Genomic DNA, 25,553 nt, shown 5'->3' on the forward strand with positions numbered 1-25,553 from the left:
ACTAATTATTTAAAATATTGAGTACTTTTAGTAATTGTAAGGGGTCAACTGTAATCCCATGTACTTTGGCTGAAAAATGTAAATGAGGGCCTGTTACTCTTCCTGTACTTCCAGATAATCCAAGAAGTTCACCTCTTTTTACGCTCTCTCCTACTTTTTTCTCTAAAGTAGATAAATGGTAATAACCTGTATAAATTCCATGTCCATGGTCAAGAACTATAGAATTCCCAGCATAAAACCTTTTCTGCGAAATAACAACTCTACCTGCATTTGATGCTAGAATTTTTGTATTTTTGGGGGCTTTAAAATCAGTTCCTGAATGATAAGACTTTAATGAACCATTATAAATTCTTTTTGTTCCAAAAGGACTTGTTATTTTACTCTCAAGTGGAAGAATAAAATCTTTTTGCCACAGAATCTTTTTATTTACTGTTTTATAGATCTTAGTAGCTTGTTTATATTCTTTATTTGCTCTTTTACTGTCTTTTTTATTTAGGCTGACTCTTTTTTTATTTACTTTTATTATTTCTTTTTTGTATAAGCCTTTTGTAATAATTATTTTTTCAGAAGTAAATATTCTTTTCCCCTCTTTTACATAAGAGAAAATAATTCGATGTTCTTTTATTTTTTTATAATAAGAAAGAGGTAATAAAGAATAATACTCATTTTTTTTAAAAGGATTTTTAAAAAAATTTAAATGTAATTTATTTAAAGAGAGTTTTACATCCTTTATATTATTACTTGTATTTATGGTAATTAATACTGTTTGCGCGTTGTTAGCGCTTGTATTATAGACTTTAAAGGTGGGTACATTGGCGTATAAACTTGAAGTTAGGATCAAAAGACATATTATTTGTTTAAAATTTTTCATAAAACATTTTAACAAAATAATTAACAATTTTTATTTAAATTGCATTTTTTTCTTTTCTTTTCTTTTATCAGTAGACCAAGAATATATTCCATAAGCAACAAAAACTACAAGAAGAAAAATAGAAATTTCAGCTATTACATTCATTATTGACCCTTATTATTTGATATACAAATTGTATTAAAATAATAGTTATAATTTACTTTTGCCAAATAAAGCCTTTTTATTCTTAAGCTAAAAACGCATATTTTATTTATTAAATAAGAAATAGTATTAAGAACTGTGCTTTTACAATAAACAAAAAGTTATTTTTATTTAAGAAATCTTTTCATTAAAACGTAAATATTGTTTAGATAAAAACATGGTTTATACAACTATTATTACAAACCTGATATAATCGCATAAATTTATATTATTGACAAAATGGAGTTAAGATGGGTAGAGCCTTTGAATACAGAAAAGCATCAAAATTAAAAAGATGGGGAGCAATGTCAAGAATTTTTCCTAAACTAGGAAAAGCAATTACTATGGCTGCAAAAGCAGGCGTTCCTGATCCTGAAATGAATTCAGCACTTAGAACTGCAATTTTAAATGCTAAAGCTGAAAATATGCCAAAAACAAATATTGAGTCTGCAATTAAAAGAGCAAGTGCAAAAGATTCAACAAATTTTGCAGAAGTTAACTTTGAAGGAAAAGGTCCTCATGGGGCTTTGATTTTTGTTGAAACTGCAACAGATAACAATACAAGAACTGTTGCAAATGTTAAAGTTATTTTTAATAAAAATGGAGGTTCTTTAGCACCAACTGGTTCTTTAGAATTTATGTTTGATAGAAAAGCTATTTTTGAATTTAATAAACCAGAAAATATGGATATTGAAGAATTAGAATTAGAACTCATAGATGCAGGTTTAGAAGAAATAGAAGAAGAAGATGGTGTGGTAATTGTTACTTCTTCTTACACAGACTTTGGTTCATTAAATACTGCTTTTGAAGCATTAAACATTGAATTAACAAAAGCTGTTTTACAAAGAATTTCAAATAACCCTCAAGAATTTAGTGAAGAACAATTAGAAGAGATTGGTAAATTAATCGGCAAATTAGAAGACGATGAAGATGTACAATCTGTTTTTACTAATATCGCTTAGATAAAATCCTTTATAAAACTACAGTAAACAAAGAGTTTTCTTTTTTACTGTAAAATAAAATGTTAAAGAGTAATTATGAGAAAAAATGGTAATTTTACTGGATTACTTGCAATTATATTATGGTCTACTTTAGCTGCATTTACTGTCCTAACAGGTAATATCCCTCCCTTCGAATTGGTAAGTATTTCTTTTTTTGTTTCTTCTTTAATTGGTTATGTAATGCTTAAAAAAGCCAAAAAAAACATTAAAGATTTATTTTTAATTCCTCTTAAAGTTTGGCTAGTAGGCGTTTTTGGTTTATTTGGTTATCACTTTTTTTATTTTTTTGCATTAAAAAATGCACCAGCACTTGAAGCAAACTTAATTAATTATTTGTGGCCTTTATTTATTGTTTTATTTTCCGCTTTTTTACCCAATGAAAAACTTAAATGGCATCATATTTTGGGTTCCTTATTGGGTTTACTTGCCGCTGTTATATTATTAAGTAAAAATGGCCGTTTTGATTTTGAATGGCAGTATTTGTATGGTTATGCTTTTGCTTTTGCAGCTGCCCTTACTTGGTCTTCTTATTCTGTTATTTCAAAAACGTTTCATGATATACCTACTTATAGTGTAAGTGGTTTTTGTATGTTAACGTCTTTATTGGCATTGGCCTGTCATTTATTATTTGAAGAAAGTGTATTTCCCAGTTTGGTAGAATTTTTAGCTGCGATTGTTTTGGGACTAGGCCCTGTTGGAGGTGCTTTTTACCTTTGGGATCATGCATTAAAAAAAGGGAATATAAAATTACTTGGTTCTTTGGCTTATCTTATTCCTTTATTATCTACTTTAATATTGGTTGTTTTTTCTTTTGCGAGTGTTAATGATAGTATACTTTGGGCTTGTTTTTTAATTGTTTCTGGTTCTTTATTATCTTCAAAAGATTTGATAAAAGAGCTGATAAAAAATAATTGAATAATTTATTAAATTGTTATATAATATTATATGATGCAAAAAATTAAAAGGCGTAACATAAAAATTAAATTATTTGTTTTATATATCATATTTATGGGAACACTTTTTGCTAATACTACACCTGAACTTAAGGTTTTTGGAATTTTAAATCTTTATTCTTATGATAATCTAAATAAAAATTCGCTTGAAATCAAACAAAGTCTTAAAAAAGAATTAGCGGGTGTTAACATGCCTTATGTTTTATACAATGAGTATTTAAACTATAAGAATTTTGAACAAAAAGAGTATTTTGAATTATTAAGCAAATTTTATTTAGATAAGTATAAAAATACAGATATTAATTTAATCCTTGCTACGAATCAAATCTCCTATGAATTTTTACGAGAATACAAACACAAACTCTTTCCTAATGCAAAAGTGATTGTTTCAAAAGTTAATAATATTGTTTTTGATGATAAAAATAGTAAGTTCTCTTTTATAAAAGAAGAAAACAGTATACATAAAATGATTGCATATATTGAAGATCATCATGAAAATATTAATCACATATACATTTTAAGTGATCAAAAAAAACAAACACAAGATAAACTAAAAAAGATAAAAGAAGATATCTTTTTAAATGATTATGATTATAGTTTTGAATTTAGCAAGAGTACTAGTCTTCAAAATATAAGAAAAGAAATACATGCTTTAAAAGAAGATACAATTATTATTATATATGATTTTAATTTTATAAATAACAAGAAAATAACAAATTATCAAAATATTTTTAAATCTTTGTTTGATGATAATTTAGTTTATGCTATGTCATCTTATGAACTAAAAAAGAATAATTTTTTGGGATCTTTGGATTATTCCAATGAACTGTTGGGACGAAGTTATGCTTTATTGATAAAAGTATTGTTAAAAGGAAATATTTTAGATAAATCAATTGTAAAATATGACTTAAGAATATTTACCTTTAATGAACAAAAACTTTCTGATTTTAATATCTATAGAGATATTTTTCCAGAAGACTCTATCATATTAAATAAAATAGAAATAGGACATAATCTTTTTCATGAAGATGAATATGTATTTACTTTTTTACTCTTTTTTATAAGTTGTTCTTTATTTTTTATGATTTTTTTGATTAATAAAATGCTTAAAATGAAAAAAAGCACATTAGAAATTGAGGATGTTAACATTGTTGTTAAAGAAAGTGAAGCTCAAGTTGTTTCTTTACTGGATAATCTTCCCGGTATTGTATACAGAAGTAAGAATATTTATTTTGATGAAATCGAGTATTTAAGTAAAGGAGTTTTTGAATTAATTGCCTATACCAAAGAACAAATTTTAGAATCAAAACCCTCTTATTTGGATATTATTTTGCCTTCTTATAAAAAAGAGTATAAAGAAAAAATTAAAACAGCAATAGAAAATAAAAGCCCCTATCATATCCGATATGAAATAAAAACTTTTAACGATGAAATTAAAACAGTATATGAAATAGGTATTGGTGTTTACGACTCTTCTTATAAACTAATAGCTATAGAAGGCTCAATTTCTGATATTACAGAACTAAGCCAAGCTCAAAATAAGATTTTGAAATTAAATGCCAATTTGGAGCACACTGTGTATGAACGTACAGTAGAGTTAGAAGAATCCAATAAAGAGTTACAGCGCTTAATTTCTAGTTCCAAACAAAGCCATCAACATTTACTTCAAAGCGAAAAAATGGCATCGTTGGGCTCTTTAGTAGCAGGTGTTTCTCATGAAATAAATACGCCTATAGGTTTGGCTTTGATGGGAATTACACATTTTAGTGATATTACTTGCGATATTGAAAAGTCCTATAAAGAAAATAAACTGGATGAAAAAGATTTTGAGCTTTATTTAGAGACATCCAATGAATTAGCCAATACCATAACTACTTCTTTAATAAGAGCCGCTGATTTAATTAAAAGTTTTAAACAAATTGCAGTGGATCAAAGCAGTGAGGAGATACGAACTTTTGATTTAGAAGCGTATGTAAAAGAAGTTTTATTAAGTATTCGGAATAAAACCAAAAAAACAAAACATAAAATAAATATAATATGTAAGAAGAAGATAATAATATCTTCTTACCCAGGTGCCATTTCTCAAATCATTACGAATCTTGTAATGAATTCTATCTCACATGCTTTTAAAAACAAAGAAGAAGGCATTATTAATATACACCTAGAACAAGATATGAAACGTATTCATATTAGCTACAGTGATAACGGTATAGGTATTAAAAAAGAATATTTAGCACAAATATATGATCCTTTTTTTACAACAGCAAGAGAAGAAGGTGGTAGTGGTTTGGGTTTAAATATTTTGTATAATATTGTTACGTCTAAATTAAAAGGAAGCATAAAATGTAACTCCATGGTAGATGTGGGAACAGAGTTTAAAATTACATTTATTTTAGAATGAAATCTTTGATTTCTTCAAAAAGAGTTTCATTGTCATGGGTAATTATTACATGCAAATAAGAATCAATAATTAGCAGTTTTTTATCATTACTTTCAACCGCATTATAAATTTCATAAGCAGAGCTTGGATTAACAACTGGATCATTTTTTGATTGAATAACAAAAATAGGTGTTTTACAGTTTTTTAAAAATATTTTTGTTTCTTTCATTAAATAACTTAATTGAGTAATAGAACTAATATAATACTTATCGTAGTTTATATGTGGATTTTGTGCTTTATTGTTTAGATACTCCAGCGTATACGTATGTGCATTAAAAGAATTTAGTAAATCATTCCAAAAAGAAACAGCTGGGATTAATGCTTTGATTCTAATATCATTTAAATTTAAAGCAGCATTAATGCAAATCAAACCTGCAAATTCTTTATAGTTTTTTTTGGTTGATAAAATGGATAACAAACCTCCTGTGGAAAAGCCCAAAACAAATACTTTTTTATATTTTAAGGTTGCTATTATTATTGCTTTACTTACAGAATCATACCATTGCGTCCAAGCAATATTTTTTAAATCCTGAGGCATTGTTCCATGTCCTTTTAGTCTTGGAGCATAAACACTTAAACCTTTTTTATACAAATAAATGGAGAGTTTCTCTACTTCTTTAGGGGCAGAAGAAAAACCATGCACAGTTATAACACAGGTTTGGGTACTTGCTTCTAATAAAAAAGGCTGTCCAATTTTTTTATCTTTTATTCCTTCATGTTGTGAGTAAAAATTATAATCTTCTTCGTATTCATTTTTTTCTTCTGTAAGTAAGAGTGTGTATAAAATTTTGTTTATTTCATCAAAATCTTTACTGGCATATTTTTTTACAATATCATTGGCTTTTTTAATAATTAGAATCTCATTAAGCACAACATGCATAATATTTTTTAAACGAATGCTATCGTGAGTAAAAGTATTTAAAAGATTTGCTTTATTAATTGAAATGATATCTTGATCAATAGTAATTATTTCATCTTTTAAACACTGCTTTAGAGCATCTTCATAATGTTCATGTTCTTCATAAGCGATTAAATCTAAAGATCTATTTGTAAGTATTTTGTGAAAAGAAAGTTTGGAGTTTTTTATATCCATGATAATTAAATACAATAAACGTTTAAAATGGTTAATATGGATTTCTTTTTTTGCATATAAAAAGAGGCTTAGAATAAAAATATGATCAAAAGAAATACATAAGTTTTCATACACTTGAGTCATAAATTGTTGTGTTAAATCATAACGGTAGGTGTTTATAATTTTGTTATGGTTTTTTTCTTTGTCATAGGCATTAAATAAAATTTCTTTAGAAGAAATAGGTTTTAAAATTTGTATAGTCATACATGAGTTTAAAATAATATTGCTTTCTATTTCTATTTCTTCTTTGAGTTCTTCTGTTATTTCTGGAAAAATATTGTCCATCATTCGCATCAAGAAGTTCTCGCCTGCTCTGATTTTTGAATAAGAAATATTAATCGGAACAATCATTGTTTCTTTTTGGCTAATGGAAGAGAGATCTTTTAGAAAATACTTTCTTTGGAACTTTTTTTGGTTTTTAATATCGTGTTTTAAATATTTTTCTCTTAATAATTGAGAATATAAAGCAAAAAAGGAAGCGCCTGTATACACTCTTTTGCACGCCCCATCCACATTAACACAATAATGACTGCCTTCTTTTCTGATATCTTTTGCTTTTACCATCAAACCTTCTGGAAAAATCATACAATCTTGTTTACCACTTAAAAGATTCCCAAGCATAATATTGTTTCTAGAAGGATCTGTTTTTTTAAGTGCTCCTATATTTTTAAGTAAATTACCAAAAACAGAATGAAATAACGAATCATCTGCAATAACGCTTACTTTTTTATTGTTTAAATTGTACATAGCAAAAGGAACTAAAATAGCTTCTGTACGTGTAAAATGATTAGCAACAAAGATTCTGGGATGATCTTTAGGAATATTGTTTATTCCTTTTATTTCAATATTAGCATCCAATATTTTTTCTAATAAATTTAAAACATATCCCGTAGAATCTAATAACAAATCATTTTTTTTCATTTATTAGCCTTATATTCTTTTACTTTAAAAGAATCCACAGAAATAACTTCTTGTTTCATTTTATAAGCTCTTTTCATTGCTCGTAAACTTGAAGCATTAATCATTTCTTTTTGATGCGCTTCTTCTAAGATATTGTTCATTGTATCCTTTTTTAATTTCCCTTCTTTTACAGATTTTTTAATTTCTTTAAAGTGTTTGTCGTATTTTTTATTTAAAATAAAAGCCTCTTGCATAAGATGTAGACGGTCTTTTTTATCTTTACTTATAAAAATATTTTTACATAAAGCATTTAAATGCTCTTCTTTTTTAAGGTTTGTTACTATGGTATTGTTTAAAGAATCTTTTGCTTTTAATGCAATAGGATTTAATCGTAAAATTGGCAAGAATATTTTTAAAACACCTATATTACTGATTATATCTTCAAAAGCTTTTTGAATTTCATTAAAAGCATACAAACAAAAATAATCAACCAAAGCTTTATTTTCTTCTTTAGGATTGTTATCAAATTCTCGTAAGGTTGCTGTTATTAAATAACAATAAGAAAGTATATCCCCAAAACGTCCGGATAAGTTTTCTCTTTTTTTCAAAGCAGGCCCTACTATTATTAAAACAATATTTGTTAATAAAGTGAATTGCGCAGAAGCCCAAAGAAGTTTTCTTTTGTAGTTTTTAAATTCACCTTTTGTTCTTACAAAAGAAGCTCTGCTTAAAAAACAAAAAACAGTTTTAGCAAAAGCATGAGAAACCAAAGAAATATGAGAGAAAAAAGCCTTATCAAAAGCTTCAATGTTTTCTTCTTCAATGGCTTGTATTTCTTTGGTAATAAAGGGATGTGATTTTATTAAACCTTGTCCAAATTGCATAAGATTTCGTGTTAAAATATTAGCACCCTCAACAGTAATAGAAATTGGAAGAGCAAAATAAGCATGGGCTAAAAGATTATTAGGTCCCCTCATAATCGCACTTCCTCCCAAAATATCCATAGAATCATTTATTATTTCTCTGAATTTTTCTGTTGCATGGTATTTCATAATAGAGTTAACCACTCCTGGTTTCTCACCCGCATCAATAGCATCCAGCGTATAGTTTCTAGCAGCATTTAACATATAAGTATAAGAAGCAATTTTGGCAATTTTTTCTTCTATTGCTTCAAAATGACTAAGACTTAAACCAAACTGTTCTCTTAGAGAAGTATAATAAGTACTTACACTTAATGCAAGTTTAGAACCACCAAGAGAGACGGAAGGCAAAGAAATACCGCGTCCTATTGATAAAGACTCAACAAGCATTTTCCAGCCTTGTCCTATTCCTTCTTGTCCTCCAATAATGTCTCCTAGATCAATAATGACATCTTTTCCATCTAAAGGAGAATTGACAAAAGGAATATTTAAAGGATCATGACGTTTTGAATTATCAACTCCTTTTGTATTAGCATTAATTAATCCAAAAGTAATACCTAAATCTTCTTTTTCTCCTAATAAATGATCAGGATCTTTTAAAACAAAAGCCAAACCAATCAATGTAGCTATATTTGCTAAAGTAATATAACGTTTAGTAAAATTTAGTTTGATTTTTATAGTATTATTTTCATCTTTAAACAAAATACCACTTGAAGTAATCGAAGTAGCATCACTCCCTGCATTGGGTTCTGTTAAAGCAAAACAAGGAACTTCTCTTCCCAACGCTAAGTTATTTAAGTACTTGTCTTTTTGTTTTTGAGTACCGTGTTTTAATATTAGTTCAGCAGGTCCTAGTGAATTGGGAACCATAATAGTAATTGCTAGTACTTGTGAGCGCGAAACGAGTTTTTCAATTATGTGAGAATGGGCAGTTGCCGAAAAACCAAGGCCTCCGTACTCTTTGGGAATAATCATACCAAAGAATTTATTCTCTTTTATATATGTCCAAATTTCTGGGCTTAAATCTCTGTTTTGGAAAATCTCCCAATCAGAACTCATTTCACATAAGGTATTAACTTCATTGTTTAAAAAATCTTCTTCTTCTTTACTTAAGTGCGTAATTTTTTGATTTTTGATGGCTTCGAAATCAACTTGTGCTTTAAAAAAATTGCTTTCCACCCAATTTGTACCAGCTTCTAGGGCTGCTTTTTCAGTAGAAGATATTTTAGGCAGTAAAGCTTTTCTTTTTATTAATAGAACCAAGTTTTTAGAAATAAAAGAAAGACGTAAATCTTTAATAATAAAAAACAAAGAAAAGAAAATAAAAACCATTATTAAACTCAAACTTACATCTGAGACATAAGCATATATCACAATTACAGTACACCATAAATATAAGGGGTAAGAAAAATATGCCAATAATAATAAAATAAATATAAAAATTAAACTTTCCATAATGTATCTCCTGTATTAAAGTTTTGATTGTTTTTTTCTAAAGCCAATAATAACTTACAGGGTTTAAAACGTAAACCTTGTTCTTCTTGAAGTTTTTTTAAGGTTTTAACTATGTATTCTAAACCCAAATCATTGGCATAAGATAAAAGTCCTCCTTTATAAGGTGGAAAACCTGTTCCTGTAATCATTGCAAAATTAATAGTATTCGCATCTTGCACGATATTTTCTTCTAAACATCGTGCTGCTTCATTAATCATAATTAATAAACACCGATCTAATATTTCATTCTTTGAAATGTCTTTTCTGTTTTCATTAATCATGCTTTCTATACTTTGGTTTTCTTGTATGTTTTTGCCTTCATAGGTATAAAAACCTTCTTGTGTTTTTCTCCCAAAGAGTTTTAATTCATGCAGTTTTATTAAAATATCACTTATAGGCATTCTTTTCCCGTAGGCTTTATTTAAAATCTTACTTACTTCATAACCCACATCAATACCAACAGTATCTGCTAAAACAAAAGGTCCCATTGGCATTCCAAAATCTTTTAAAACTTTATCGATTTGAGTAATACTGGAACTGTCTTTTAAAATAAAAGCAGCTTCATTAAGATAAGGAAGTAAAATTCTATTGACTACAAAACCGGCACAATCTCCTACAACAATAGGTGTTTTTCCACAAGAAACCAATAACTCCAAAACTCTATTTATTGTTTTTTTAGAAGTATGTGAGCTTGGTATTACTTCAACCAAAGGCATTAAGTTTGCAGGATTAAAAAAATGAACACCTAAAAAGTTCTTTTTATTTTTTATATTTTGACTTAAGGTCTCAATTGAGATAGAAGAGGTATTGCTTGCAATTATTGCATCAGGGTTTAATACTTCTTCTAATTCTTTATAGGCCTGTTTTTTAACTTTTTCATTTTCAAAAATCACTTCAATCGCAAACTCTATATCCTTCATTCCAGAAAAATCTTTTGTATAAGAAATTTTATTCATATTAAAATCAACTTGTGTTTTACTAAGAGATCTGTTTTGTAATGCGAAATCATAAAGTTTGGCTATTTTTTTTAAAGCGCCTTGTATATAATCCAAAGAAATATCTTTAATTCTTACTTCTTTAAGATATTTTGAGAAAAGCCAGATAATTCCTTGTCCCATTACTCCACAGCCTAAAATACTAACTTTTGAAAGGGGATCTTTTGTTTTTGTAAAGTTTTTATTGTATTTTTCAAACATAAAAAACAGCTCTATCATGTATTTTGCTTCTTTGGAAACAGCAAGTTTTGAAAATTCTTTGGCTTCTAATTCTAAACCGTGTTTAAAATCTTTTTGATAGGTTTTTTTTATAATATTAAGCGCAATATAAGGACCTTTAAAATCTTTATTTACTTTTCTTTTAAGGGTTTTAAGCGCTTTGCTAAAAATTAATTCTCTAAGAGGCCAAGACTCAAGAAGAGAAAAAGTTTTTCTTTTTTTAATTTTATGATTAAGCACATTTTTAATAAACGCTTTTAATTTAAACTCTTTTTGTCCTTCATCAAAAATTGCATCCGCTAATTGAATGCGATAGGCTTTTTTTGCATCAATGGTTTTCCCACTTAAGATTAAATCCAAAGCATTAATTAATCCCATAACTTTAGGTGCTCTTTGTGTTCCTCCAAGCCCTGGGAAAAAACCAAGTTTCACTTCTGGAAAAGCAAGTTTACTTTGTGCACTTATTACTCTATAGGTACAAGCCAAAGCAAGCTCTAATCCTCCCCCCATACAAGCACCATTAATATAAACAACAGAAGGAATGTTTAGGTTTTCCAATTTGTTAAATATGCTGTGCCCTTTTTCTAAAAGGCCTAATACTTCTTCTTCATCTTTAAAAGTTTGAATTTCTTTTATATCAGCGCCTGCTATAAAAGTGTTTTTTTTGCCACTTTGTATAAGTAAAAGTTTAATACTTTTGTTTTGAATAATTTCATTAAGTTTTTCATCTAATTCATTAAGTACTTGCAAACTTAAAATATTAACTTTTTCATTTTTACAATCAATTTCTAGCGTGGCAATATTATTTTGTATTTTTAAAAGTATATTAGTCATTATAAGCCTCCAATAAAAATGCTGCACCTTGTCCACCACCTACACATAAAGTAGCAAGGGCTGTTTTTTTATTTGTTCTTTTTAATTGTTTAAGTGCACTTAATACAATACGTGCTCCACTCATTCCAACAGGATGACCTAACGCAATAGCTCCTCCATTGACATTTAAAATGTCCGGATTTATTTCTCCAAGAGCAGGAGAGTTAAAGGTCTTTTTACAAAAACTATTGGAGTTGAAAGCTTTAATATTGGCCAAACTTTGGGCTGAAAAAGCTTCATTTAATTCAATAAGATCTATGTCTTTTAAAGAAGTTCCTGTTTTATCAAAAAGTTTTTTTGTAGCATAAATAGGACCTAATCCCATTCTTTTAGCTTCAAGTCCAACATAAGCATAATCTTTAATACAGCCAAGTACTTTAAGGCCTAATTCTTTTGCTTTACTTTGGGTACTTAGTATTAACATACAAGCACCATCTGATATTTGAGATGAATTTCCAGCAGTTACTGTTCCTGCATTTTTATCAAAGATGGGTTTTAGTTTTTCTAAGGCTTGCATGTTTTGATTGAAACGTATTCCATTGTCTTTAAAAAAAGATGTTTCTTTGGTAATTATTGCATGTATTTCATCATCAAGAATGTTTTTCTCTTGTGCCGCTTGTGCTTTTAAGTGTGAGAGTAGCGCATATTCATCTTGTTCTTCTCTTGAAATTCCAAATTCATTTGCAAGATTTTCAGCGGTTAAACCCATGATTTGACCAGAAATAGGGTCAGATAATCCTAAAAGTAAAGCAATAACAGGTTTTAAGTGACTTAGTTTAAAAGTGCTTAAGATTTTTAACCTTTGAGCAAGACTTTTACTATAGCTTATTTGCGTAATAAAATCTTTATAAGCATCTTGATAAAGTAGGGGAATATTACTCATAGATTCAACTCCCCCCACAAGATACAAAGAACCTTGATCGCTGTTTATTTTCTCAATTGCTGAAGATATGGCTTGCATTCCAGAAGCACAATTACGGTGAACCGTATACGCAGGTGTTTTTTGTGAAAAACCCGCTTTTATTGCAATGATTCTTGCAATATTGGCTGCATGTGCCGGTTGAGCAACATTTCCAAGTATTATTTCATCAAATGCATCATAAGAAATACCTGTTCTTAGAACCAGTTCTTTTGTTATAATAGCACCCAGAGTATCTGCTTGAATGTTTTTTAATTCAAAACCAGCTTTTGATATTGGGCTTCTTAAACCATCAATTATTACAATTTTTTCTTTCATAAAAATCTCCTAATACATTGTGCTTATTTGGTCTTCATATAATTCCTCTATTTTATTTCTACATATTTTCATTGAAGGTGTTAATTCTCCCGTTTCAATTGAAATATCATTTAGAATGAGTGTATATTTAACAATACGTTCCCATGAGTTTAAATTTTTATTGATTTTTTTAATATGTTTATCTATCTCATTTATGATACTCCTATTTGCATAATAAGCTTCAATGCTTAAGTCCGTATTCTTTTGTTTTTCTAAAAGATATTTGTCTTTGTCAACAAAAAGTAAAGCGCTTACATATTTTTTATTATTAGCAATAATAATACTAAATTCAATGTATTTGTTTTTTGAAAGTTCTTGCTCTAAAAAAACAGCATTGACATATTCTCCTGTGGAGCTTTTAAATATTTCTTTTTTTCTACTGCTTACATATAAATAACCTTCTTCATCCATATGTCCAATATCTCCCGTATGTAACCAGCCCTCATCATCAATAGTATTTTTAGTTAGTTCTTTTTGATTAAGATACTCTCTCATTAAAGAAGGGCCTTTTACTAATATCTCCTTGTCAAGAAATTTAATTTCAGCACTTTTAAGTAATTTTCCACAAGAACCCACTTTTTGTGCATCAGGAGCATTTGTGGAAATAACAGGAGAAAATTCACTCAAACCATAACCTTGGTAAATATTAATTCCAATATTTACAAAAAAATTACAGATATCTTTGTTTAAAGGAGCGCCTCCTGAAACAAGTTTTTGTAAGCGTGAGCCAAATATCTCTCTGAATTTTATATAAACTATTTTGTCAAAAAGTTTATAAATGAAACCTTGTTTATTGATGTCATATCTCATTGCATAAGAAAAAGCCAAGCTTGCAAGGATTTTACTTATTAAAGGTTTTGATTCTATGTTTGTTTTGATTTTATTATATATTTTTTCCAATAATCTTGGCACTGCTGTCATCATGGTGGGTTTTACTATTTTAAGTAAGTTTGCCACATTTGTTATTTCATCTACAAAATAAATACTAACGTTTTTGCTTAAATAATAAGACATTACGGTTCGCTCAAAAATATGGGCCAAAGGAAGTAAGGATAAAATAATTTCATCCTTTTTTAAATGAATAAGGAAATCAATATCATTTATTTGTGAAATAATATTTTTATTACTTAATACTACTCCTTTAGGTGTTCCTGTATTTCCGCTGGTATAAATGATAGAAAAAATATCATTTTCATTTGTTTTATAAATATCATCTGCGTGTATTTCTTGTTGTAAGGTATTAGAATAAAACAGATCATCAAAACAATAAAAGTTATTTTTAGAATCTTCAAAAGTATGGGTAATAAAAACAAGGTCTTTTTTTATATTTTTTATTGTGTTTTTATCATCAATAAATATATACGATATATTTGCATCATTAAGCTCAAAGTTTAAGTTTTTGATGGAAATGTTAGCAAAAATGGGCACGGATACTGCGCCTATTTGATGCAAAGCAAAATCAAAAATAAGCCAAAAAGGGCTTGATACTGCACAGATTGCAACAGTATCGTTTTCTTTTATGCCAATGTTTTTTAGTTCTTTTGCAAGACTTAAAACTTTATTTTTAAATAAACTCGTTGAAATATTTTTGTATTCCCCTTTAAAGAGGTAATTTAAAAAATACTTATTTTCACTTTTAGTAAAAGACTTAAATAATTCTTGATAGGTTTTAAAAGGTAAAGTTTTCATTCTTACTCCTTCATGTAGTCTAAGTATAGAATAAATAATTTAAAAATAAAAAAAATAATATTTTATATTTTTATATTAAGTTCTTTTTAAATTAAATAAAATTTATCTTACATTTAATCATAAATATAGTGATTATTATTTTAAATATATATGTACAGTAATTGTACATGTAAAAACAAAAATCATACAATAGGCTATTTCTCCTAATATTAATCTCTTTATTTTGATAAACTGAATGGAAACTGAAAGCTAAATAAGGCAATTATGCTTCAAAACAGAACATCTCAGGCAATAAGTTATTTATTTGTAACTTTTATTTACACAATAAAAACTTGTACAAGTCATTACAATAATTGTACATGTCAATAAAGGAAGATATGATATACTCTTATATATAAAAATATAGGAGACATATATGAGTTTAATCGCTGCTTACCAAAAGCATACAGAAGAAAGACTTCAAGAGGGCTCTTTGCCACCATTGGCACTAACTGCTGATGAAACTGCACAATTAGTTGAATTATTAAAAGCAAACAATGTTGCTGATGCTGATTATGCTGTAGAAATATTTAAAAATAACATTAATCCAGGTGTTGATGATGCTGCTTATGTAAAAGCAGCTTTTTTAAATGACATTGTTCAAGGACAAGTATCCTGTACTGTTATTTCTAAAATAGATGCAATCAAAATTTTAGGAACAATGATGGGTGGGTTTAATGTAACTCCATTAGTAGATGCACTTAAAATTGATGATTTAGCCAAAGAAGCTGCAAATCAATTAAAAAACACTATTTTAGTATACGATTCTTTTAATGATGTAAAAGAATTAGCGGACAATGGAAATATTATGGCTGCTTCTATTATTCAATCATGGGCTGATGCTGAGTGGTTTACTAATAAACCTGCATTAGAAGATGAAATCACTGTAACTGTTTATAAAATTCCAGGTGAAACCAATACAGATGATTTATCACCTGCAACAGTAGCTTTTACAAGAGCTGATATTCCTTTACATGCAACGTCAATGTTACAATCACGTATGGAAGATCCATTAAATAAAATGATTGAACTTAAAGAAAAAGGTTATCCTTTAGCTTATGTTGGTGATGTTGTTGGAACAGGGTCTTCAAGAAAATCTGGAATTAACTCTGTTCAATGGCATATGGGAAGAGATATTGTTGGAGTTCCTAATAAAAGAACAGGTGGAGTTGTTATTGGTTCTATTATTGCTCCTATTTTCTTTAATACGGCAGAAGATTCAGGATGTTTACCTATTCAAGCCCCAGTTGATGATTTAGAAACAGGTGATGTTATTACGGTTAAACCAAGTGAAGGTGTAATTACTAAAGATGGAAAAGTGGTTTCTACTTTTACAATTGAACCAAATACTTTACCTGACGAAATGAGAGCAGGGGGACGAATTCCTTTAATTATTGGAAAAGGTTTAACTGCAAAAGCAAGAGAAGCACTAAAACTTCCTGCTAGTGATTTATTTATTATTCCTACTCAACCAGAAGATGATGGAAAAGGTTTTACTCAAGGTCAAAAAATGGTTGGTAAAGCTTGTGGTATGGAAGGTGTTAAACCAGGTATGTATGTAGAACCTATCTGTACAACAGTAGGATCTCAAGATACAACTGGTCCTATGACTAGAGATGAGATTAAAGAACTTGCAGCACTTTCTTTTGGTGCTGATATGGTTATGCAATCATTTTGTCATACTGCTGCTTATCCAAAACCAGCAGATGTTAAATTACAACATACACTTCCTGAGTTTATTACTTCAAGAAGCGGTGTTACGTTAAGACCAGGGGATGGTGTTATTCACTCTTGGTTAAACAGATTGTGTTTACCTGATACAATTGGTACTGGTGGAGATAGCCATACTAGATTCCCTATTGGAATGAGTTTCCCTGCTGGATCTGGACTTATTGCTTTTGCATCTGTAACTGGATCTATGCCTTTAACTATGCCAGAATCTGTTTTGGTTAAGTTTGTTGGTGAAATGCAACCAGGAATTACCTTAAGAGATATGGTTAATGCTATTCCTTACCAAGCTATCAAAGACGGTTTATTAACGGTTGAGAAAAAAGGTAAAAAGAATGTATTTGCTGGAAAAATGATTGAGATTACAGGTCTTCCTGATTTAAAAGTTGAACAAGCGTTTGAATTATCAGATGCAGCAGCAGAACGATCAGCAGCAGCTTGTTGTATTCAATTAGATAAAGAACCAATTATTGAGTACTTGTCTTCAAATATAGCATTAATTGAGAAAATGATTGAAGAAGGTTATAACGATGCACGAACGCTTCAACGACGTGCTGATAAAATGAAAGAATGGATTGCAAATCCTATCTTACTTACTCCTGATGATGATGCAGTTTATTCTGATACTATTATTATTGATATGAGTACCATTACTGAACCATTATTATGTTGTCCAAATGATCCAGATGATGTTGATACATTAACAAACATTTTGGCTGATCCAAAAAGAATTACAGACAGAATTGAAGAAGTATTTGTTGGTTCTTGTATGACAAATATTGGATTATTCAGAGCTTTAGGAGAAATTCTTAAAGGGGAAGGTCCAGTACCTACTAAATTATGGATTGCACCTCCCACTAAAATGGATAAACAACAATTAACTGAAGAAGGGTATTATGCAATCTTTGGAGAAGCAGGAGCAAGATTAGAAATTCCTGGTTGTTCTTTATGTATGGGGAATCAAGCTCATGTTAAACAAGGAGCAGTAGTATTCTCAACATCTACACGTAACTTTGATAACAGACTTGGTAAAGATTCTCAAGTTTATCTTGGATCTGCAGAAGTTGCAGCATTAGCAGCTTTATTAGGGAGACTTCCTACTAAAGCAGAATACTTAGATATGGTACCTAAGAAAATTACTCATGAAAAAAGAGCGGATATTTATAAATACTTAAACTTCCACGAAGTTACATCAGCAGAATTAACAAACCTAGTTCATTCTTAAAATACTTAAAAAACAAAGAGCAAAGCTCTTTGTTTTTTCTTTCATACTTCAATGCTACTTCTCATCCATTTTTTCTTATAACAAAAACACATTTTAAATAAACTTATTTTCTAAAAGTATTAATTTTCCAAACGTTGTAAAAGTTCGTTCCATTTGAATGCGAGTAAGTGAGTGATTTTTTTATTTTTGTAGGCTTTTAAATCTAAAGATTGTATTTCATACAAAGCTTTTAAGTCTTTTCTTTCATTAATATTTAGAATCTTTTTATTAATATTGTCTAAAACCATTTTTTCTTTATTGTTTTTATACGTAAGAACTAAATGCAATTGTTTTTTATATTCAACTTGAAGAAGAGAGAAGTCTTTTGTTTCAAATCCTAATTCAATGAGGGTAAAGTATTTTGCAATAACATAATCTTCACAATCCCCTTTTCCTCTTATTAAAAATTCTTTTCTACTTGCCCAATAATCAATTTTTTTGTAATTTTTCAAATCAGCTAAAGCTTCAATTTTATTAAAAAAATTATTAACTCGAATAAGTATTATTTCCTTGTTTTTTTCTTCTTTTAGTTCATATTTTAAACGTTTGAAAGCAAGAAGTCTGTTGAAAATATATTTCTTATTTTTGTCTGTTTTAATGTCATTTATATCAGTGTTTGTTAAACCCAAGGACTTGATAAAAGATGCTTGACTAAGTGAAATAAGGCTAAAAAGTATAATTAATATTTTTATCATTTTGTATAATAACACATAAAATTATTAAATTTTCTAAAAATAAACTTAAAATATAACTCATAAAATTATTTAATTTGTATTATTGTTTTTGACATAATATATAACTTCCATAATGCCTCTATAGTTAAATTAATAAAATAAATAATATTCATTTTATTAATTATTTAAGAAAAATAATACTTTCTAAATTATAGTAAAATTAATAAGCGTTACTAATATACAAGTAAAAGTAATTTTTAGAAAAAATAGTTGATTTTAAATGACAAGTAAAAGAATCTTATTGTACTTTTGTTATACAAATACAAATGGAGAGATATGGAACTGCTTTATAAACTTGAATTTAATACTACCAATTCTTATTATATAACTATTATAAAAGATACTATAAAAGATTTTAAAATTAATGCACACTGTGAACAATATTTAGGATATATATTAATACGTTTTGAAGAAGAACAAACAAAAGTGGATGATTTTTTTGCTTTTGTAAAAGAAAAAATGCAAAGTTCCCTTTTTGCTAGAGAATGGATAAAAATTGATTTTCATGATGATAAGAGTGAAGCTCTTAATAATTTTGATGTTAAATTAAATCTCTCTTTATTTACGGATGAAGAGATAGTTTCACTTGAGAAAAACAATAATATTGATTTTTCAAATGACCTTAATAAAATAAAACAAGGTGGAATTTCACGCTTTGAAACCAGAAATGGTTTAAAAAATATATTTTTACCCTCTATTAAACATAAAAGAGACTTTGAAGTACGTGGGCATGAAGTTCGTCTTTTGATAACCAATATTTATAAAGTAAGCGAAATATTAGAATTGCAGCCAAAAGAAACTGCTTTGTTATGCACCATTGAGCGACCTTTAGTAAAAGTAAGACTAAGAAGCGAAGCAAATGCAAAAGAACTTTATTCAAGTACAGACTTTATTTATGCAAAAATTGCAGATGATAAAGAATCTATTCTTTTCTCAAATGCTTTAAAAAAAGAAGGAATAGATTATTTGATGTGTGTTTCTGATGATATTCATCAATATTCTTTACGTGTTATGCCTTTTAAGGATCAAACCCTTATTATTCATGGGGATAAAGGTTTATTTCCAAAGATAGATTATTTTACCAAAGAAAAATACTATTCTGCAAAAAATTACTTCGATGAAAATAAAGGTGTATTTAATGCAATCTTGCAAAAACATGAAGAAAAAGGAAAAAACTTTTTAGGTGTTTATTTTTCTATGGAGTCTAAAGAATCTGCATTTAAAATAAAAGATCAAAATAATATTTTGGATGTAATAAAAATCCCGAATATTAAAAACAATTTTTTACACTACTTAGATAAAGTGGCACAAACAAGTCTTGAGAGTAAAGAACTTATTGAGCGCTATAAAAATGAGCATGTTAGTTATTTTGAGCATTTAGAGTTTGATAATACTTCCAATTCTTTTACTACTTTATTAAATCATATTGCTTTAATTCTGGGGCTTAGGAACCACAGAGATGTTAATGATTTATCTTTAACATGTAAGAGTGAGAAATTGGAATATTTTAATATTAAAACACTTAAGGTTAATAATAAAGTCTATTTGGATTTTAGAGAAGTTTTGTTAGATATTATAAAACTTAAGATACTTTCTTACAACAATTCTGATATTTCATATATCTTTTTTAAATCCTTGGCTTATTTTATTAATACAAGCATAAGAGAACAAAAAAATATTACCAGTATTATTTTGTGCGGAAACTTATTTGCTAATAAGGTTTTATTAAAATATACTTATTTATATCTGGAAAATGACTATGAAATTGTTATGCCAAAAGCCTATCCTTTAGATTATTAAGTAGTTTCATTTTATAATATTTTTACTTATTAAACATTTGTTATACTATTTTATCGAATAATTTTTTTAGATTATTCTATGGAGCTCATAATGAATGATATAAATAATGATAAAAACTGGCAAGAAGCACGTTATTTTAAAGATGAAAACTTAAGGACTTTATTAGAAAATCGTGCTAAAACACTAAAACCTATGTTTAAATTCAAATTATCCAATTGTAATTTTTCAAGTATTAATCTTGTAAATAATAGAAGTAAAGAGGGTTATATACTAAAAGATTGTGATTTATACAAAAGTGATTTCCAAAAAGCACATTGTTATAAAATTGATTTTTCAGGCTCTAATTTAATGAAAGCAGATTTTTCTTTTGCTAATTTAAACAGTGCCAATTTAAGTGATTGCAATTTATTAGGAACCAATTTTAAACATGCAAAACTTGAAAATATACGCTGGGGAAAGAAAATCCTACAAGAAAAAGAAGCAAAACTTACTAAAAATAAAGAAGAATCAAAAATTTTATATCAAGAAGCAGAAGAAATATACAGATATTTGCGAAAAATTACAGAAGATGATGGGTTAGTGGATACGGCTGGTTTCTTTTTTCAAAAAGAGATGCAAATGAGACGTAGAAAAATGCCTTTATTTTCTTTACAAAGAATTATCTCAAAATTGGTTGATTTGTCCTGTGGTTATGGTGAAAAACCTACCCGTATAATATTGGTGAGTTTGTTCATTATTCTTTGTTTTGCGGGAGTTTTCTTTTTTACTGGTTTGCTTTCAGAACAGACAGTTATAGTTTATGCTTCACAAGCAAGTCTGTCTGCTAATATTGATATGTATTGGCAGAGCTTGTATTTTTCTGTAGTAACCTTTACGACTCTTGGTTATGGAGATATTCTTCCTATTGGAATATCACGCTTATTTGCTAGTATTGAGGCTTTATTGGGTGGTTTTATTTTGGCTCTTTTTGTGGTCGTTTTTGTAAAAAAAATGACGCGTTAGTTATTTGTCAAATAAATAAAAGAGCATAAAAAGATAAACCTGTTAGAGAAGTAAGAAGAATAAGGCCAAAAACATAACGTCCTTTTTGTTTGTGTTTTTTTTCTAAATTACCTGTTTTATAAGCTTTATAAGAGGTGAAAACAAAATAAGTCCAATACGACAAAGTCATAACTGCTAAAACAATGTGTGCAAGCAGATAAATCAATAAAAAGACATAATTGTAAGATGAATCTTGTGAATATTTCTGGAATCCACCATCCAATCGTAAGCCTAACTCAAAGATGACTACAACAACTAACGTAATGACAATAATTACAAATTGGGAAATATAATGTTTTTTGTATTGTTTTTTAATTGCATAGGATATTGAATACAAAATTAAAAATGGCAGAATAAAAAAATAGCTAGTAGCTAAATCCAAATAAAGTGGTGCGGCGGTTCCAAAAAAACCAGGTTCAAAAAACATAAATTTCCTAAAATTTTAAATATAAATAATTATAACAGTACTTGAATATGTAACTTAAAGTTCTTTTATTCTTTTTTCAATAAGAAAAGAACCAAAAGGAATAAGTGAAAGTACAAACGTTTCTAGTGCAAATCTAAGTGTCCAAGAATTTTTTCTCATTGTTTCTAATAAAAAAATTACAAAAATTATAAATAAAACTCCGTGAGACATTCCAACAATTTTTACAAAGTAGGGGTTATCTAAAATATATTTAATGGGCATAGCAATAAAAAGTAAAATTAAATATGATATTCCTTCTATATAAGAAATAAGTCTGAATCTATTGATGGCTAGTTTTAACATTGTTTTCCTTTAAAAAATTTATATTAGCATATTAAAGTTAATGATTCTTTAATATCCTTGTTTTAGAATATTTTCCTTATAATAATATTTAATTTTATTATAAGTTATTTTAAATATAATAACAAATTCTATTATTAAAGGCTCTTTTATGTTTGTTAAAATTTTTTTGTTCTTTTGTTTATTTACTGTATGTTTTTCAAAAGAAATAAAAAAAATCAGCGTAAAAGAAAGTTTAATTAAAATAATGGTTTTAGAAATGGAAAATGAGAAAAAACAAAAACGCTTAAATAACAAGAAAAAAAATATATCATATGAAGTTATTACTAACCAATAAAATGTAATAATATGCTAAAAAAAAACAGAGCATAGGACGAATTATGAAAGACAGGTTACCTGAAGTTATTGCACAAATTGGTATTATTCACAAAGAACTAATCAAAAACAATACTATTTTTGATTTAGAAGAGGTATATGAAATATTAAACAAATGTGAAGAAGACGTTAAAGAACATTATTTGGGTTTATTAATGCAGTATTATTTTCAACAAAACTCTTTAGATAATTTTCAAACACTTCTTTTAGAAGGTTTTAAATTTGATTTACGTTTTGAAGATATTAAAGAAGCATTTATACATACAAATAATAATGACAGTGTGATTGATTTTTTTAACGATCAGGTTGTATTATTAAAAGATATAGTTGTAGATGAGTATTTAATAGAGATGTATGATTATTATATGAAAAATGAAAACTTACAAGAACATTTAAAATCTTCTTTACTTTTATTGCAAAACAATCGTTACATTTGTGCTTTTTGTTATAAACACCAAGATGAAGATTACAGCTCTTTATTCTTAAATCAAGACCTCTTAGAAAGTTTAAAAAGAGATCTGCCTTATCTGTTAAAATAAAGAAATTCGTATTATTTTATGTATTTTTCACAAACAATGCTTAAATTAATATCTCCCGCTTAATTATTAATGATACTTTATATATATTTTATGTAATATAATTGTCAAATTACAATTTATTTCGATTGTAGAATAAATTGTTTTATATATTTAAAGGAGTTTGAATGAGAAAAGTATTAAGTATTGCACTTGCTGCTGCATTAACGACGGTTGTTTTAAATGCGAAAGAAATAAAAATTGGGGCAGTTATGCCAATGTCAGGACCACTTGCGGCTTATGGACAAGTGACAAATTTAGGAATTACACTGGCACACAAGCTACAACCAAAACTAGCAAATGGTGATACTATTAAATTAGTTTTATTAGATAATAAAGGTGATAAAGTTGAAACGGCTAATGCAACTATACGTTTAATTTCTTCTGATAAAGTTGTTGCTATTTTAGGAGCACTAACTTCTACTAATACTGCGCAAGTAATTGCAATTGCTGATAAAAAGAAAATACCTGTTCTTGCTTCTGTTGCTACAAATGATAAACTAACGGCTAGAAGAACATTTGCAAACAGAGTTTGTTTTACTGATTCTTTTCAAGGGGAAGTTGTTGCTAATTATGCATACAATACTTTAGGTTTAAAAACAGCTGTTGTTATTATTGATCAAGCACAAGTATATTCTTTAGGTTTATCTAAAGCTTTTCAAAAAGCTTTTAAAAAAGCTGGTGGAAAAATTCTTAAAAAAATCAAAGTTACTTCAGGTGATAAAGATTTTAAAGCAGTAGTTTCTCAAATCAAAAGAATCAATCCTGACTTTATGTTTTTACCATTATATCACCCAGAAGCATCTATGATTGCTCGTCAGTCTAAACAACTAGGTTTAAACAAACCAATGTTTTCAGGAGATGGTGTTGCTAATCAAACATTTATTGATTTAGGTGGAAAATCTGTTGAAGGTTATATGTTTACTGACTTTTTTGATTATTTAAATCCTCCTTCAAAAACTTCTGCTGATTTTGTTGCTTTTCATGAAAAAGAAACAGGTAAAAAAGAATTAAATTCATTTACTGCTTTAGGTGCAGATACTTATAATATCTTAATCGCAGCTATGAATAAATGTGAAGATCCAACAAATTCTGTTTGTATTAACAAAGAGATTAAAAAAACAACAAACTTTGATGGTGCATCTGGAAGTATTTCAATTGATAAAAATGGAAATGCAACTAGATCTGCTGTAATCAAAGTTATTAAAAATGGAGTAGCTACATTTAAAGCTACAGTTAATCCATAATCACTATTTTTTATTAGAAAAGAAGAACACTAAGCCCACTTAATCGTGGGCTTTTCTTGTTATAATCAAAATAATGCACAGGCATATTTTGATTATTACAATATATATTGTAACTGGCAAAGCGCCAGTATTTTAGGAGAATGAATGGATTTATTAACGTTTATGCAGCAAATGGTAAACGGTTTTAGTTTGGGTAGTATGTATGCCCTTATTGCAATTGGATATACAATGGTGTACGGAGTTTTACGATTAATTAACTTTGCACACGGTGATATTATGATGGTAGGTGCTTTTTTAGGCTATACCTTTATGGCAGTATTTGATCTGTCTTTCCCAGTAACGGTACTTTTATCAGTAACATTATCTGCACTTTTAGGTATGTTTATGGATAAAATTGCTTACAAACCTTTAAGAGAAGCGCCAAAAATTTCGCTTTTAATTACAGCAATTGGGATTTCATTCTTTTTAGAAAATGCCTTTACTGTATTTGCAGGTGGAACGCCAAGACCTTTTCCTGTTCCTGAGTATATGGAACAGATTTTTAATGTTTCTGGTGTGATTTTCACAGTTGCTTCTTTAGCAGTTCCAGTGGTAACTTTAATTTTATTACTTGGTATTTTATTTGTTTTATACAGAACAAAATACGGTATGGCAATCAGAGCTTTATCTTTTGATATTAAAACAGTGAATTTAATGGGGATTGATGCCAATAAAATTATTTCTTTAGTTTTTGCATTGGGTTCAGGTCTTGCTGCTGTTGGTGGTATTTTTTGGGCGGTAAATTATCCTTCAGTTGAGCCTATGATGGGTGTACTTGTTGGACTTAAAGCTTTTGCTGCTGCTGTTGTTGGTGGAATAGGATCTGTAACTGGTGCTGTAATTGGTGGGTTTATTATTGGATTTACTGAAGTAGTTGTTATTGCATTTTGGCCTGAAATGGGTGGATATAAAGATGCTTTTGCTTTCATTCTTCTAATTTTAGTATTGTTATTTAAACCTACTGGAATTATGGGACAAGATTTAGAAAAGAGCAGGTTCTAG

19 protein-coding genes are annotated in these 25,553 nt (G+C 28.1%); 10 read left to right on the forward strand and 9 right to left on the reverse strand.

Translation table 11 applies throughout. The features are described from left to right. Position 1 precedes the first annotated feature (1 nt). Positions 2 to 871 (reverse strand): M23 family metallopeptidase, encoded by an 870-nt coding sequence (locus tag HRT41_02830; protein ID NQY22936.1) that lies wholly within the window; start codon positions 869 to 871, stop codon positions 2 to 4. A 431-nt stretch (positions 872 to 1,302) separates the two neighbouring features. On the opposite strand from HRT41_02830, the gene HRT41_02835 reads away from it, so the two are divergent. From HRT41_02835 to HRT41_02845, 3 genes are all read left to right on the forward strand, one after another. Further along, entirely contained in the window at positions 1,303 to 2,013 is a 711-nt protein-coding gene (locus HRT41_02835) for a YebC/PmpR family DNA-binding transcriptional regulator (GenBank protein ID NQY22937.1), read from the forward strand. A 75-nt stretch (positions 2,014 to 2,088) separates the two neighbouring features. Further along, a complete protein-coding gene (locus tag HRT41_02840) occupies positions 2,089 to 2,967 on the forward strand; it encodes a DMT family transporter (GenBank protein NQY22938.1) in 879 nt (292 codons plus the stop codon). A 93-nt stretch (positions 2,968 to 3,060) separates the two neighbouring features. Then, positions 3,061 to 5,406 carry a PAS domain-containing sensor histidine kinase gene (locus tag HRT41_02845; protein ID NQY22939.1) on the forward strand — a complete coding sequence of 782 codons (2,346 nt, stop codon included), beginning with the start codon at positions 3,061 to 3,063 and terminating at the stop codon, positions 5,404 to 5,406. On the opposite strand, the gene HRT41_02850 is transcribed toward HRT41_02845, so the two are convergent. Genes HRT41_02850 through HRT41_02870 form a run of 5 tightly spaced genes read right to left on the reverse strand, consistent with a single transcriptional unit; the run spans position 5,393 to position 14,943 of the window. Then, positions 5,393 to 7,498, reverse strand: coding sequence for an alpha/beta hydrolase (locus tag HRT41_02850; GenBank protein ID NQY22940.1), 2,106 nt, complete (start codon positions 7,496 to 7,498; stop codon positions 5,393 to 5,395). The two genes, HRT41_02845 and HRT41_02850, sit on opposite strands and share 14 nt — an antisense overlap. After that, positions 7,495 to 9,852, reverse strand: coding sequence for an acyl-CoA dehydrogenase (locus HRT41_02855; GenBank protein NQY22941.1), 2,358 nt, complete (start codon positions 9,850 to 9,852; stop codon positions 7,495 to 7,497). The genes HRT41_02850 and HRT41_02855 overlap by 4 nt, the downstream gene beginning before the upstream one ends. Next, entirely contained in the window at positions 9,840 to 11,939 is a 2,100-nt protein-coding gene (locus HRT41_02860; GenBank protein ID NQY22942.1) for an enoyl-CoA hydratase/isomerase family protein, read from the reverse strand. Before HRT41_02860 ends, HRT41_02855 begins: the two co-directional genes overlap by 13 nt. Next, complete coding sequence (locus HRT41_02865) at positions 11,932 to 13,215, reverse strand: thiolase family protein (GenBank protein ID NQY22943.1); 1,284 nt, start codon at positions 13,213 to 13,215, stop codon at positions 11,932 to 11,934. The genes HRT41_02860 and HRT41_02865 overlap by 8 nt, the downstream gene beginning before the upstream one ends. 9 nt (positions 13,216 to 13,224) lie before the next feature. Beyond that, positions 13,225 to 14,943: a long-chain fatty acid--CoA ligase gene (locus tag HRT41_02870; GenBank protein NQY22944.1), complete on the reverse strand. Its 1,719-nt coding sequence runs from the start codon at positions 14,941 to 14,943 to the stop codon at positions 13,225 to 13,227. 415 nt (positions 14,944 to 15,358) lie between these two features. Here HRT41_02870 and HRT41_02875 point away from each other — a divergent pair, with 415 nt between their 5' ends. Further along, entirely contained in the window at positions 15,359 to 17,935 is a 2,577-nt protein-coding gene (locus HRT41_02875) for a bifunctional aconitate hydratase 2/2-methylisocitrate dehydratase (GenBank protein NQY22945.1), read from the forward strand. A gap of 119 nt (positions 17,936 to 18,054) precedes the next feature. Here HRT41_02875 and HRT41_02880 read toward each other — a convergent pair whose 3' ends face one another. Further along, positions 18,055 to 18,669, reverse strand: coding sequence for a transglutaminase-like cysteine peptidase (locus HRT41_02880; GenBank protein NQY22946.1), 615 nt, complete (start codon positions 18,667 to 18,669; stop codon positions 18,055 to 18,057). Between the two features lie 315 nt (positions 18,670 to 18,984). On the opposite strand from HRT41_02880, the gene HRT41_02885 reads away from it, so the two are divergent. Further along, the gene (locus HRT41_02885) at positions 18,985 to 20,508 is read left to right on the forward strand and encodes a hypothetical protein (GenBank protein ID NQY22947.1); all 1,524 of its coding nucleotides are present in this window, start codon (positions 18,985 to 18,987) and stop codon (positions 20,506 to 20,508) included. A 90-nt stretch (positions 20,509 to 20,598) separates the two neighbouring features. Beyond that, a complete protein-coding gene (locus HRT41_02890) occupies positions 20,599 to 21,510 on the forward strand; it encodes a pentapeptide repeat-containing protein (GenBank protein ID NQY22948.1) in 912 nt (303 codons plus the stop codon). Between the two features lie 7 nt (positions 21,511 to 21,517). Here the strand turns inward: HRT41_02890 and HRT41_02895 are convergent, their stop codons facing one another. Next, on the reverse strand, positions 21,518 to 21,976 hold the full coding sequence (locus HRT41_02895) for a DUF420 domain-containing protein (GenBank protein NQY22949.1): 459 nt from the start codon (positions 21,974 to 21,976) through the stop codon (positions 21,518 to 21,520). Positions 21,977 to 22,030: 54 nt separating this feature from the next. Beyond that, positions 22,031 to 22,318, reverse strand: a complete 288-nt coding sequence (locus HRT41_02900; GenBank protein ID NQY22950.1) for a DUF3817 domain-containing protein — start codon at positions 22,316 to 22,318, stop codon at positions 22,031 to 22,033. 148 nt (positions 22,319 to 22,466) lie between these two features. On the opposite strand from HRT41_02900, the gene HRT41_02905 reads away from it, so the two are divergent. From HRT41_02905 to HRT41_02920, 4 genes are all read left to right on the forward strand, one after another. Further along, positions 22,467 to 22,652: a hypothetical protein gene (locus HRT41_02905; GenBank protein ID NQY22951.1), complete on the forward strand. Its 186-nt coding sequence runs from the start codon at positions 22,467 to 22,469 to the stop codon at positions 22,650 to 22,652. 43 nt (positions 22,653 to 22,695) lie between these two features. After that, the gene (locus HRT41_02910; protein NQY22952.1) at positions 22,696 to 23,229 is read left to right on the forward strand and encodes a hypothetical protein; all 534 of its coding nucleotides are present in this window, start codon (positions 22,696 to 22,698) and stop codon (positions 23,227 to 23,229) included. 164 nt (positions 23,230 to 23,393) lie between these two features. Beyond that, positions 23,394 to 24,512, forward strand: coding sequence for an ABC transporter substrate-binding protein (locus HRT41_02915; GenBank protein ID NQY22953.1), 1,119 nt, complete (start codon positions 23,394 to 23,396; stop codon positions 24,510 to 24,512). Positions 24,513 to 24,656: 144 nt separating this feature from the next. Continuing rightward, positions 24,657 to 25,553 (forward strand): branched-chain amino acid ABC transporter permease, encoded by an 897-nt coding sequence (locus HRT41_02920; GenBank protein NQY22954.1) that lies wholly within the window; start codon positions 24,657 to 24,659, stop codon positions 25,551 to 25,553.

This window comes from Campylobacteraceae bacterium, assembly GCA_013215945.1.
Taxonomy (GTDB): domain Bacteria; phylum Campylobacterota; class Campylobacteria; order Campylobacterales; family Arcobacteraceae; genus NORP36.

Bases quoted from the DNA above. Each gene is read 5' to 3' on its own strand.
- HRT41_02855 (NQY22941.1), bottom strand. From the start codon at position 9,852: ATGGAAAGTTTAATTTTTATATTTATTTTATTATTATTGGCATATTTT.
- HRT41_02890 (NQY22948.1), top strand. From the start codon at position 20,599: ATGAATGATATAAATAATGATAAAAACTGGCAAGAAGCACGTTATTTT.
- HRT41_02830 (NQY22936.1), bottom strand. From the start codon at position 871: ATGAAAAATTTTAAACAAATAATATGTCTTTTGATCCTAACTTCAAGT.
- HRT41_02860 (NQY22942.1), bottom strand. From the start codon at position 11,939: ATGACTAATATACTTTTAAAAATACAAAATAATATTGCCACGCTAGAA.
- HRT41_02895 (NQY22949.1), bottom strand. From the start codon at position 21,976: ATGTTTTTTGAACCTGGTTTTTTTGGAACCGCCGCACCACTTTATTTG.
- HRT41_02910 (NQY22952.1), top strand. From the start codon at position 22,696: ATGAAAGACAGGTTACCTGAAGTTATTGCACAAATTGGTATTATTCAC.
- HRT41_02870 (NQY22944.1), bottom strand. From the start codon at position 14,943: ATGAAAACTTTACCTTTTAAAACCTATCAAGAATTATTTAAGTCTTTT.
- HRT41_02880 (NQY22946.1), bottom strand. From the start codon at position 18,669: ATGATAAAAATATTAATTATACTTTTTAGCCTTATTTCACTTAGTCAA.
- HRT41_02905 (NQY22951.1), top strand. From the start codon at position 22,467: ATGTTTGTTAAAATTTTTTTGTTCTTTTGTTTATTTACTGTATGTTTT.
- HRT41_02900 (NQY22950.1), bottom strand. From the start codon at position 22,318: ATGTTAAAACTAGCCATCAATAGATTCAGACTTATTTCTTATATAGAA.
- HRT41_02920 (NQY22954.1), top strand. From the start codon at position 24,657: ATGGATTTATTAACGTTTATGCAGCAAATGGTAAACGGTTTTAGTTTG.
- HRT41_02845 (NQY22939.1), top strand. From the start codon at position 3,061: ATGGGAACACTTTTTGCTAATACTACACCTGAACTTAAGGTTTTTGGA.
- HRT41_02840 (NQY22938.1), top strand. From the start codon at position 2,089: ATGAGAAAAAATGGTAATTTTACTGGATTACTTGCAATTATATTATGG.
- HRT41_02915 (NQY22953.1), top strand. From the start codon at position 23,394: ATGAGAAAAGTATTAAGTATTGCACTTGCTGCTGCATTAACGACGGTT.
- HRT41_02850 (NQY22940.1), bottom strand. From the start codon at position 7,498: ATGAAAAAAAATGATTTGTTATTAGATTCTACGGGATATGTTTTAAAT.
- HRT41_02875 (NQY22945.1), top strand. From the start codon at position 15,359: ATGAGTTTAATCGCTGCTTACCAAAAGCATACAGAAGAAAGACTTCAA.
- HRT41_02885 (NQY22947.1), top strand. From the start codon at position 18,985: ATGGAACTGCTTTATAAACTTGAATTTAATACTACCAATTCTTATTAT.
- HRT41_02835 (NQY22937.1), top strand. From the start codon at position 1,303: ATGGGTAGAGCCTTTGAATACAGAAAAGCATCAAAATTAAAAAGATGG.
- HRT41_02865 (NQY22943.1), bottom strand. From the start codon at position 13,215: ATGAAAGAAAAAATTGTAATAATTGATGGTTTAAGAAGCCCAATATCA.